Raw genomic sequence first — 11,727 nt, forward strand, 5'->3', positions numbered from 1 at the left:
GCGGCATCGCTTAGTGAATTAATGCGTTGTCACCGGCTTGACGTCGAGCACTTCGACCTCAAAGGTGAGCGTGCGGCCTGCTAACGGGTGATTGAAGTCGACCTCGATACGATCACCGTCAATGGTTTTGACCACACCTGGCAATTCCGTTCCCGCTTTATCGGCAAACGACATCACCATACCAATTTCCGGGGCTTCATCGCCAAAATCTACCCGTTTGAGGGTCTGAATATTTTGCGGGTTGTGCTGACCGAAAGCATGCTCGGGGGTTATCTGAAAGGTGCCTTCCTGCCCCGCGGCCAACCCTTTAATAGGGTGTTCAAAACCCGGTGGCAAATTGCCGTCACCAAACTCAAACGTGGCGGGAGCTTTGTCTTTGGTGGAATCCACCAACGTGCCATCCTCCAGCTTTAAGGTGAAGTGTAGCGTCACTTCCATGCCTTCATCGATCAGGTAGTCGCTCATCGCAGTTCTCAACGTTCGATTAATGGGAAGCGTTGGCCGCTTTTTTGCGCCTACGCTCGCCCATAATGGATTCCCAGATTAAAACGACCGCCCCCAGGGTAATCGCTATATCCGCCACATTAAACGCCGGGTAGTACCACCCGGCGACGTGAAACGATAAAAAGTCGACCACATAGCCATGCACCAGGCGGTCATAAAGATTGCCTAGCGCCCCACCAATAATCAGCGGCAGCGCTATCGCCAATAGTTTTTCATCATGTTTGATGCGTGTAAGCCAGATCGTTAAGCCCACGCTAGCGCCAATCGCAATCAACGCGAACAACCAGCGCTGCCAGCCAGGATGCGTGGCTAAAAAGCTGAACGCCGCGCCAGTATTGTGTAGCAGCGTCAGATTAAAGAAAGGCAGCACTTCTACCGGCTGGGCATAGCCCAACTGACTGCTGGCCACGTATTTGGTGGCCAAATCAAGCACGATCACCGCCGCTGCCAGCCATAGCCAGCGCAGCGGCCGGTGCATCGTTGGCCGCGCGTTTGTATCAGGCGTATCAGTTTGACTAGGCATAGTAACGAATCTCACCGCTGCCTTCGGGGAGGTTACTGATACAGCGACCACATAGATCCGGATGATCAGCATGAGTACCCACATCCGGGCGATGATGCCAGCAGCGCTCGCACTTGGTGTTGTCGCTGGCTTTGACGGCGACTTTAAGACCCTCAAGCTCTGTGGCTTCTACATCGCTTGCATCAGTCTCACTCACATCAGCCAGGGGTTTCAGCGTGACTTCGCTTGTCAGCATCACAAAGCGCAGTTCATCACCCAGTTTAGCCAGCGTCGTCTGCAGGTCATCGCTGACATACAGCGTGACTTCAGCTGCCAGGCTGCCTTTAATGACTTTGGCATTGCGGGCATCTTCCAGACACTTGTTGACTGAGTGCTTAACCTCCAGCACTTGCTCCCAGAAAGCACGACCCAGCTCAGCGCTCTCTTCCAGGCTGCCAAGTTCAGAGTAGTAAGTCTCCAGCAGCACACTGTCGCCGCGCTTGCCGGGGATGTTCTCGTGAATTTCTTCGGCAGTGAAGGAGAGAATCGGCGCGACCCAGCGGCTCAAGGCTTCCACCACGTGATACAGCGCGGTTTGTGCACTGCGGCGTGCCAGCGAGTCGGTTTGCGTGGTGTACTGGCGGTCTTTAATCACATCCAGATAGAAGCCGCCAAGCTCACGGGCGCAGAAACCATGTACCTGTTGGTAAACATCCAGGAAACGGTACTCTTCGTAGGCTTTTTCGATCCGCGCCTGCAATTGGTGAGCACGATCCACCACCCACTGATCCAGTGCCAGCATATCGCCAAACGCTACTTGGTTTTTCTCTGGATCGAAGCCGTTAAGGTTCGAAAGCAGGAAGCGAGCCGTATTCCGGATCCGACGATACACATCGGAAGTGCGCTTCAAAATCTCGTCTGACACCGCCATTTCACCGGAGTAGTCGGTGGAAGCGACCCATAGGCGCAGGATATCGCCGCCCAGCTTGTCCATCACTTCCTGGGGCGCGACCACATTGCCTAGCGACTTGGACTGCTTGCGGCCCTGGGAGTCGACGGTAAAACCGTGGGTCAACAACTGACGATACGGCGGATGGCCATCAATGGCAGAACCGGTGAGCAGCGACGAGTGGAACCAGCCACGGTGCTGGTCAGAGCCTTCCAAGTACAAGTCAGCCCGCGGGCCGCTTTCATGGCCGTGCGGATGGGAGCCGCGCAGTACATGGCGATGTGTGGTGCCGGAATCGAACCAAACATCGAGTGTATCGGTGACCTTGTCATAATCCGCCGCTTCAGCACCCAATAGTTCCGCGGGGTCGAGTTTGAACCAGGCGTCGATGCCTTCCTGCTCAACGCGCTTGGCAGCCTCTTCCATCAGTTCAACGGTACGCGGGTGCAGGTCGCCGGTTTGCTTGTGTAAGAAAAACGGGATCGGTACGCCCCAGTTACGCTGGCGGGAGATACACCAATCCGGGCGGTTGGCGATCATGCTGTGCAGACGCGCCTGCCCCCAGGCAGGCGTAAACGCCGTGGCTTCGATACCTTCAAGGGCACGTTCACGCAGCGTTTTGCCGTCTTTGCCTTGAATATCCATGCCCACAAACCACTGCGCCGTGGCACGGTAGATCACCGGCGTTTTATGGCGCCAGCAGTGCATGTAGCTATGTTTGATCGGAATATGCGCCATCAGCGCACCCACTTCGCGCAGCTTTTCGACGATCTGGGGGTTAGCCTTCCAAATCATCTGGCCGCCGAAGAACGGCAGGTCGTCAACGTAAACGCCGTTGCCCTGCACCGGGTTGAGCATGTCGTCAAACTCCATGCCATGCTCGCGGCAGGTGATAAAGTCATCCATGCCGTAAGAGGGTGCGGAGTGAACGATACCGGTGCTGCCCACTTCAGACTCGACGTACTCTGCCAGATAGACAGGAGAGAGACGATCATAGAACGGGTGACGGAAATTGATCAGATCAAGATTCTTGCCTTGAGTGGTAGCAATCACTTTACCTTGCAGGCCAAAGCGCTCTAGGCAGCTCTCCACCAACTCTTCCGCCAGCAGCAGCAAACGCTCGCCAGTATCGACCAGTGCATAGGTGAACTCTGGGTGAACGTTAAGCGCTTGGTTAGCCGGAATGGTCCACGGCGTGGTCGTCCAGATAACCACTGCCGCTGGCTTGGCCAGCTCGGGTAAGCCAAAGGCGGCGGCGAGCTTGTCGGCATCTTCTACCGGGAAGGCGACATCGATAGCGTCAGACTTTTTATCTGCGTACTCGACTTCGGCTTCCGCCAGGGCTGAACCACAGTCAAAGCACCAGTTGACCGGTTTCAAACCTTTAAACACGTAACCCGCATCGACCATCTCGGCCAAAGCGCGGATTTCGCCCGCTTCATTGGCGAAATCCATAGTGCGGTACGGGTGATCCCAATCACCGATAATACCCAAGCGCACAAAGTCGGCCAGCTGTGTTTCAACCTGGGCACCCGCGTATTCACGGCAAAGCTCACGGGCGTGTTCCGGCGCCAGGTGCTTACCGTGAGTGGTTTCTACTTTGTGCTCAATGGGCAAGCCGTGGCAGTCCCAGCCGGGCACATAAGGCGCATCAAAACCGGCTAAATTCTTCGATTTAACGATAATATCTTTCAGGATTTTATTAACGGCGTGACCAATATGAATACTGCCGTTAGCGTAGGGAGGGCCATCGTGCAGCACAAACAGCGGCGCGCCCGCACGCGCTTCCCGCAGGCGCTGGTAAATATTCATATCCTGCCACTGAGAAACTCGCCCTGGCTCCTGCTTAGGCAGCATGCCGCGCATGGGGAAATCAGTTTCAGGCAAATTCAGCGTGTGCTTATAATCCATGGTCTGGTCAGCCGTTGTTAGCATCGGCGGCATCATCCGCCGAATATGAATCAGAAGAAATCGTATTTGAAGACACCGCACTTGAAGACATGGCACTTGAAGACACGGCCTCCCGCCCAAGCGGGGCCGAGGCCAGCGGAAGAGAATAGTCCTGTTCCGAGTGCTCCTGGTCAGCGCTGCTTTGCCCACCAACAGCCTCCGTTAAATAGTGGCGAGCGCGGGCCTGGTCACGTTCAATTTGCGCTTTAAGTGCCTCAAGGTCGTCAAACTTCACCTCGCCCCGCAGACGGGCACAGGGAAACACCGTCATACGTTGGCCATAGAGATCACCTTTAAAATCCAGCAGGTGCACCTCAAGCGTTGGCCGTTTCGAACCTACCGTAGGGCGGAAGCCCACATTCGCCACGGCTGGATAGCGCTTGCCATTTTCCAGTTCAGCCACCACCGCATAAACTCCGCGCAGCGTTAATGGCTGGGGCATCAGCGGCAAGTTGGCAGTCGGTACACCAATGGTGCGCCCTAACTGCTGGTCGCGTACCACGCGGCCATGTAACGAATAGGCTCGGCCCAGCAAACTCGCGGCGGCGGAGAAATTACCGCTAGCCAGCAGCGTGCGCACCCGCGAACTGGAAACCCGCTCGTCATCCACGGTAAAGGTGCGAGTGTGCTCGACGCCAAACCCCTGTTCACGCCCGACTTCCGCCAGCAGCGCGAAATCGCCGCGGCGGTCGCAGCCGAAGCGGAAGTCATCGCCCACGACAAGGTGCTTAACGCCCAGCCCATCAATCAGCACCTGATCAATAAACTCACGCCCGGTAAGACTGCGCAGCGTATCGTTAAACGGCAGCACCAGCACTTGTTCCGCTCCAAAATCACGCAGCAACCGCACTTTCTCACGCAGGCGCGTTAACCGTGGCGGCGCTTGATCACCGGCAAAAAATTCACGCGGCTGGGGTTCGAACACCACCACTGTTAGCGGCACATTCCAGCGCGCCGCATGCTCGCGGCATTGCTGCAGAATGGCTTGATGGCCACGATGCACCCCATCGAAATTACCGATGGTGGCAACGCAGCCACGATGAGCCGCTCTCAAGTTGTGCAGACCTCGAATGACGCGCATGGCACCTCAGCCGTTGGAGGATATAAAGCCTATGATTATAACGAACCCACACCCTAGGATGCAGTGTTATGAGTGCATTTTAAAATGGCGAACGCGCAAACCCAGTGCAGCCAGCCACGCGAAGTACAGCGAGCCGCCCAGTACCACTAAGCCAGTGACCCAGCTTATCCGTTGCCAAAGGCCAAACGTGAGCCAAGCCTGCCAGTCGGGGGCCATAAAATAGAGGGCCGCGCACATTAGTCCGCTGCCACCGAGTAGCTGCACCGAATAGCGCTTCCAACCCGGCTGAAAGACCAGCACGCCCTGCTTATGCAGTAAGTAGCCCAGCAGGCCCGCGTTTAAGAAAGCAGAAAGCGCTGTGGCTAATGCCAATCCGGCATGAGCCAGCGGCCAAATCAGCAGTAAGTTAAACACCATATTAGCGACCATGGCGATAATGCCTACCTTCACCGGTGTTTTGGTGTCCTGACGGGCAAAAAAGCCCGGTGCTAATACCTTGATCAGCATAAAGGCCACCAAGCCAAAGGCGTAAGCACGTAGGCTCATCGCCGCCATCTGAATATCGTTGTCAGTCATCGCACCGTAATGGAACAGCGTGATCAACAGCGGCTCGGCCAGCACTGCCAGCGCCAACGCCGCAGGTAAGCCTAACAGCAATACAATGCGGATAGCCCAATCAAGCATCGCCGCAAAGTGCTCCTTGGACTGATCAGCATGGCGTTTAGACAGCGCCGGTAAAATCACCGTCCCAATGGCCACCCCAAACACACCCAGCGGCAGTTCCACCAAACGGTCCGAGTAATAGAGCCACGACACGCTCCCCGCCGCCAGCAATGACGCCAAAACGGTATCCAACAGCAGGTTAATTTGCGATACCGACACCCCAAACAGCGCAGGCCCCATGAGTTTCAGTATGCGTCGAACGCCCTCGTGGGCAAAATTAGGCCAGGGGGTAGGCATCAGCCCCAACCGCAGCAAGAACGGCACCTGAAAAACCAACTGTGCCGCCCCGGCGATTAGCACTCCCCAGGCCAGCGCCATGGCGGGCTCTTCCATAAGCGGCATTAAAAATAGCGCCGCCCCGATCAGCGAAAGGTTAAGGAGCACCGGGGTAAATGCAGGTACCGCAAAGCGGTCCCAGGTATTCAGTACGCTACCGGAAAACGCGGTGAGCGAGATCAGCAATAAATAGGGGAACGTTAAGCGCAGCATATCCGCGGTCAGCGAGAGCTTTTCCGGATCACTGCCAAAACCGGGGGCAAACACCCAAATCAACCACGGCGCGCAGAGCATGGCCACGGCGGTAATCAGCGCCAACACCGCCGTTAAGCTACCGGCAGTGGCATTCAGCAGCGCGCGTATCTCCTCCCGGCTACGCTGGGTAGAGTACTCTGAAAGCACCGGCACAAAGGCTTGATTGAAAGCCCCTTCAGCAAACAGACGGCGCAGAAAATTAGGGATCTTAAAGGCCACGAAAAACGCATCGGCGCCATCCCCTGCCCCCAACAAGGTAGCGATAACCACATCGCGCGCCAGCCCCATTACCCTCGACAGCATCGTCATGGCACTGACCACAAGACCCGAGCGCATTAGCCCGCGGCGGACGAATGCGGTGTTTAGAGAAGTGTTGGGTGCTTTCTTCGCCGTCATAAGTTATCCAGAAAACCGTCTAGAAAAACTATCCAGAAAAACTATCCAGAAAAAAGCATCTAGAAAAATCATCCAGACACAAAAAAACCGGCCGCAGCCGGTTTTTTATGGCGCCTGCCGGCTTACGCCGCCAGTGCTTTAATACGCTTGTTCAAACGGCTCTTCAGGCGAGCTGCTTTCTTCTTAGACAGCACGTCTTTGTCTGCAATACGGTCAACGACCGGCTGCATTGCCTTGAACTCTTCCATTGCCTTGGCGTGGTCGCCGGTGCTGATCGCTTTCACTACACGCTTGATGTAGGTGCGGACCATGCTACGCTGGCTGGATTTCAGGACGCGACGGTTCTCGGCCTGGCGGGCGCGCTTGCGAGCTTGCTTGCTGTTCGCCACAGGGTATCTCCTTGGAGAATAAAGGTTGCCGATAAAACGGCAACGAAATTAAATATGTGTTCGTCGGCTGCGCTGTCACAGCGCGACGCTTCCGCAACATGACACTTCTATAACCACTGGCCTATAACAACCAGTTGATTTGGCAGGTAATTCCCCTACCAAAACATGTAACGGACAGTTGAATTAAGCTGCCCGCCCACGGGTCTTGTCTGAGAGGATGGCGTAGTCTATCACGCGCTAGGCGTGCTTGCTAGCAGTTGTGGACAGTCTGTTAATGAGATCTGTGGCAAGGTTTCTTGCTCTCGAAGCCGGTGCCATTTGCAGTATTGAAGCACTTACCACAAAATCTCACACCATCCATCAAAAATGGGCATAACACCCAGTATGGCCACTGTGATTTGCCTTATTTCCATAAAACAATAACAGGCTATCTTTGCGAAGCAGCCAACCTCTGGAGAGGAAACATTTCAGTGTCACTGCGACGTTTACACACTCGCCTACTATTAGCCGTTTGCATACCATTAATCTTAGTATCGACAACGCTGTTGCCTGTGCTTCATGTACATATGGAATCGAGGCTAGACAGCCTGCGGGACGAAGCCGACGCTTTGTTAAAAGCCGGTCAAGAGACGCTAACCCGCGATATTAATGAGAGCCTAAACTACGCGCTAGCGATTGCTGAGATGCCCGCATTACGGTGGTACCTGGCAGCGCAAGACAGGCCACCACGAGCGGATCAGGCCTATTCACTGAGCGACCTATCGCAACTTTCAAATTTTTTAAACACGCTGATCAGCCACAACCCGCGCTACACCAAGTTAGTCCTGATTGATAACCAAGGAAGAGAAGTACTACGCGCACCCAAAAGTAGTGAAACAGGGCCTCGCGTGGGGGGCAATCATCATGCCTTTACCGACTATTTCGAAGAAGCATCCTCACTGCTACCGCGTGACCTGTATATCTCGCCACCGGGTCGTAACTTACAGTTCGAGCTATTGGGTAAAGACATTATCCCGGTGGTCAATGTTTCCACACCCGTTTTTGATGCGGCGGGCGAACGCCGTGGCGTCGTACTTTTAAGCCTTAATTGGGACTACCTCATAATCGCTCTACGCCAAGCGATGCTGCTTGACCAAAGTGCCAATACGCTTTTAATCGACGCCCAAGGCCGGTGGCTGCTAGATGAAGGCATCCCGCCCCTAAATACGACAAGCTTTGGTAGCGATTTCAGCTCGCTTTCACCCCTCTATTGGCAAGCTCTGCAGCAGCGCAATGCCGGCCACACCACGGTAGATAACCATCTATTACGTTTTCAAACTGAAGATATACGCACCCAGCGCTACCGCAGCTTGGCGGGGAGTATTTTCAGTGAAAACAGCTACCATCCCTGGAAACTGGGTGTGACACTACCACTCCCTACTTGGCGCTCGCTAATTGAAGAAGAGACGACCGTGCTCTGGTTTCTGTTATTAACCTACGGAGTCGCTGTCGCCTTTGGCATATTTTGGGCGTTCAGTAGCCAGCGTCAACGCCAGTTACGTAAGGCAGCTCAACGCCATGCCTATGAAGTAAGTGACCTGTACGAAAACGCCCCTTGCGGCTACCACTCTCTGGATACCACAGGGCGGGTGATCAAAATGAACCGCACCGAGCTTGCTTGGCTGGGCTACTCTGCCCAGGAAATTATCGGACAACTTGATTATAGAGAGCTGATCACGCCAGAAACGCGCGATCAGTTTGAAAAAGCTTTTCAAAAAGTGAAAAACAATCAATCCGGTAGCGCAGAGTGCAGCCTATTAACGCGAAACGGCGAGCAGCGCCATGTCATGATTCAGGCATCTGCCTTCTATCGCAATGGCCAATTTGTGCATTCGCGAGCTACCGTGTTTGATCTTACCGAGCGCAAACAGCTTGAAGAGAAGCTGCGCGCCCAAGCAATGACCGATCCATTAACCGGGGTATTCAACCGGCGTTATTTACAGACCCAAGCGACTGCCGAGATATCACGGGCGCGCAGGCAGAATCACCCCATCGCGCTCATCGCCATTGATATTGATCACTTTAAGCAGATTAACGATATATATGGCCATGACGTGGGTGATGACGTACTAACAAGCTTCACGAAAATAGTGGCTGATTTACTTCGCCAGGAAGACTTGCTATGTAGAGTAGGTGGAGAAGAGTTCGCTCTTTTGCTTCCCAACACCTCGCTTTCACACGCTGAACAGGTAGCCGAGCGGATACGGAGCACGGCGGCGGCTACTTCTATTAACGTATCAGAAGACCACTCAGAAAAAGTGCTGTGGCTGACCGCATCACTCGGAGTAACGGCTATTTTAAGCAACGAAAAGACGCTAAAGGCTGCCCTAAAACGCGCCGACATAGGCTTATACCAGGCTAAAGAAAACGGCCGTAACCAGGTAGTCGTTAACGCGGGCTAGGCGACCTGCCCCACACCACAAAATCGGGATTGAGTACTTGCTCGGGGGTTGCGTAACTAAGCGGGTGATTGTCCAACGTCACGATGCGACCGCCAGCCTGCTCTACAACGACCTGTGCAGCACCTGTGTCCCACAAACTGGTTGGCCCAAACCGCGGGTATACATCGGCATTCCCTTCTGCGATAAAACACGCTTTAAGCGAACTGCCCATCGGCCGAATCTCATGCTTGCCCAATTCACCAAGCCATGCCGACAAACGCAAATTCGCGTGGGAGCGGCTTCCCAGCACGCGCCACGGCTGCCCTGCTACCGGAGGCAATGACGCCATGATCGGCTGCCACTGCCCATCACCATCGACTTTGAAAGCGCCTAAACGCTTGGCGGCAAGATAGGTAAGCTTCAAGGCAGGCGCCACCACCACACCGAGCACCGGCCGGCCCTTTTCAATCAGAGCAATATTGACGGTGAACTCATCATTACGCTTGATGAACTCCTTGGTTCCATCCAGCGGGTCGACCAGCCAATAAAAGCCATGCGCATTGGCGCCTTTAAAGCTCTGGGTATCCTCTTCGGAGAGTATCGGCACATCAGGGGTAAACATCTGCAAGCCATCGGCAATCACCTCATGGGCTGCTTTATCGGCCTCAGTAAGCGGGCTTTTATCGGCTTTAAATTCAACGGAGAAGCCTCGACGATATATCTGCATGATCGCCTCGCCCGCCTCCCAGGCTAACTGCTCAACACTTTTTAGTAATGCCTTGGTAATGGTGGGCATATTAACCTCAGATATTCAGGCGTTAGCCCTTAAGGCACAGCCTGCCCAGTGGGCGCGAGAATTTTGCGCAAGAAGTGGCGCGTTCGCTCGTCTTTGGGCGCGGTGAACAGCTCCTCCGGAGGAGCTTGCTCGACGATACCGCCTTCGTCCATAAATACCACTCGATCCGCGACTTCCCGGGCGAACTGCATCTCGTGGGTGACGACGATCATCGTCTGGCGCTCTACCGCCAATTGCTTCATCAGGCTCAAGACCTCTTCCACCCACTGTGGGTCAAGGGATGAAGTGGGCTCATCAAATAGAATTACATCGGCATTGGCTGCCATCGCGCGGCCAATACCCACCCGCTGCTGCTGGCCGCCGGAGAGCGAAGCCGGGTAAGCATCCGCTTTATCTGCCAGACCGATGCGCTCGAGTATTTCCCTTGCCCGTGCATGGGCCTTAGCTTTCGGTAGTTTATCCACCACGATCATACCTTCGCTGATATTCTCCAGCGCGGTTTTATTGGCGAACAGGCCGTAATTCTGAAACACAAACGCAGTACGCCGACGCAGCGCCAGAATATCTGCCCGGCTGGCCCGCTGGGTATCCACACTCAGGTCGCCCACCTGTAAGCGCCCGGCATCTGGCTTTTCAAGAAAGTTAATACAGCGCAACAGCGTGGACTTACCCGTACCGGAGGGCCCAATGATGACAATGATCTCGCCTTGAGAAAGACTCAAATCAATATCTCGAAATACCGTATGGGCTCCAAAACGCTTGGTAATGCCTTGCAGCGAAATCATCGTTGGTAGGCCTTATTCAGGTAAATTTCTAACCGACGCTGCCCCCAGGAGAGCACCTCCACCACCGCCCAATAAATAAGCGCTACCAACAAGAATGCCTCCAAATAAAGGAAGCTTCCCGCGGCCTCTTTTTGCGTGGCCCCCATTAGCTCGGTGACCCCCAGCGTAAAGGCCAACGAGGTCGCTTTAATCATATCAATGAAGTAATTCATCAGAGTAGGCGTTGCCACGCGGGTTGCCTGGGGCAATATGATACGTCGCATTAACTGCGACTGGGTCATACCAATGGAGAGTCCGGCTTCGCTCTGGCTGCGGTCAATCCCCACAATGGCAGCGCGAATGGACTCGGCCATATAGGCAGAAAAGTGTAACGTCAGCCCCATCACTGCGGCAGTGACGCCAGTAATAGCGATCAAAGAGTTTATTAACTGTGGCAGGCCGTAATAAAAAAGAAACAGCTGAACCAGCAGCGGCGTGCCGCGGAAAAACGAGATAAAAAGTAGTGAAAAGCCATTTAATACCGGCACTTTTGATACACGAACCACCGCCAGCAGACACGCCAGTATCAGCGCAAAGAACATGGCGATCGTCGCCATTTGAAGCGTGAGGGGCAGATATCGCAGCAGAACCGGCAACAAATCCCACATATATTCGAGATTAAGCATAATAATTAAACATAGGTTAGACCGCTTATAAGCAAA

General features: G+C 54.4%; 10 protein-coding genes. 1 reads left to right on the top strand and 9 read right to left on the bottom strand.

Features of this window, described 5'->3' with window-relative positions; all coding sequences use genetic code 11:
- Positions 1 to 18: 18 nt before the first annotated feature.
- The 6 genes from fkpB to rpsT form a co-directional block, all read right to left on the bottom strand.
- Positions 19 to 465: an FKBP-type peptidyl-prolyl cis-trans isomerase gene (fkpB, locus tag QEN58_RS16340; protein WP_280104654.1), complete on the bottom strand. Its 447-nt coding sequence runs from the start codon at positions 463 to 465 to the stop codon at positions 19 to 21.
- A gap of 19 nt (positions 466 to 484) precedes the next feature.
- Positions 485 to 1,027, bottom strand: coding sequence for a signal peptidase II (gene lspA / locus QEN58_RS16345; RefSeq protein ID WP_280104655.1), 543 nt, complete (start codon positions 1,025 to 1,027; stop codon positions 485 to 487).
- Positions 1,020 to 3,890 (bottom strand): isoleucine--tRNA ligase, encoded by a 2,871-nt coding sequence (gene ileS / locus QEN58_RS16350; protein WP_280104656.1) that lies wholly within the window; start codon positions 3,888 to 3,890, stop codon positions 1,020 to 1,022. The genes lspA and ileS overlap by 8 nt, the downstream gene beginning before the upstream one ends.
- Positions 3,874 to 4,986 carry a bifunctional riboflavin kinase/FAD synthetase gene (ribF, locus tag QEN58_RS16355; protein WP_280104657.1) on the bottom strand — a complete coding sequence of 371 codons (1,113 nt, stop codon included), beginning with the start codon at positions 4,984 to 4,986 and terminating at the stop codon, positions 3,874 to 3,876. The genes ileS and ribF overlap by 17 nt, the downstream gene beginning before the upstream one ends.
- A gap of 66 nt (positions 4,987 to 5,052) precedes the next feature.
- Complete coding sequence (murJ, locus tag QEN58_RS16360) at positions 5,053 to 6,636, bottom strand: murein biosynthesis integral membrane protein MurJ (RefSeq protein WP_280104658.1); 1,584 nt, start codon at positions 6,634 to 6,636, stop codon at positions 5,053 to 5,055.
- Positions 6,637 to 6,758: 122 nt separating this feature from the next.
- Positions 6,759 to 7,025: a 30S ribosomal protein S20 gene (rpsT, locus tag QEN58_RS16365; protein WP_008959243.1), complete on the bottom strand. Its 267-nt coding sequence runs from the start codon at positions 7,023 to 7,025 to the stop codon at positions 6,759 to 6,761.
- A 566-nt stretch (positions 7,026 to 7,591) separates the two neighbouring features.
- On the opposite strand from rpsT, the gene QEN58_RS16370 reads away from it, so the two are divergent.
- Positions 7,592 to 9,466, top strand: coding sequence for a sensor domain-containing diguanylate cyclase (locus QEN58_RS16370; protein WP_280104659.1), 1,875 nt, complete (start codon positions 7,592 to 7,594; stop codon positions 9,464 to 9,466).
- Here the strand turns inward: QEN58_RS16370 and cysQ are convergent.
- From cysQ to QEN58_RS16385, 3 genes are read right to left on the bottom strand one after another with little or no spacing between them, the layout of a single operon-like run.
- Positions 9,453 to 10,241, bottom strand: coding sequence for a 3'(2'),5'-bisphosphate nucleotidase CysQ (gene cysQ, locus QEN58_RS16375; protein ID WP_280104660.1), 789 nt, complete (start codon positions 10,239 to 10,241; stop codon positions 9,453 to 9,455). The genes QEN58_RS16370 and cysQ overlap by 14 nt on opposite strands.
- A gap of 29 nt (positions 10,242 to 10,270) precedes the next feature.
- Positions 10,271 to 11,026 carry an amino acid ABC transporter ATP-binding protein gene (locus tag QEN58_RS16380; protein ID WP_280104661.1) on the bottom strand — a complete coding sequence of 252 codons (756 nt, stop codon included), beginning with the start codon at positions 11,024 to 11,026 and terminating at the stop codon, positions 10,271 to 10,273.
- Positions 11,023 to 11,691 (bottom strand): amino acid ABC transporter permease, encoded by a 669-nt coding sequence (locus QEN58_RS16385; RefSeq protein WP_280104662.1) that lies wholly within the window; start codon positions 11,689 to 11,691, stop codon positions 11,023 to 11,025. Before QEN58_RS16385 ends, QEN58_RS16380 begins: the two co-directional genes overlap by 4 nt.
- Positions 11,692 to 11,727 lie beyond the last annotated feature (36 nt).

The organism is Halomonas alkaliantarctica, assembly GCF_029854215.1.
In the GTDB taxonomy this organism is placed as follows: Bacteria; Pseudomonadota; Gammaproteobacteria; order Pseudomonadales; family Halomonadaceae; genus Vreelandella; species Vreelandella alkaliantarctica_A.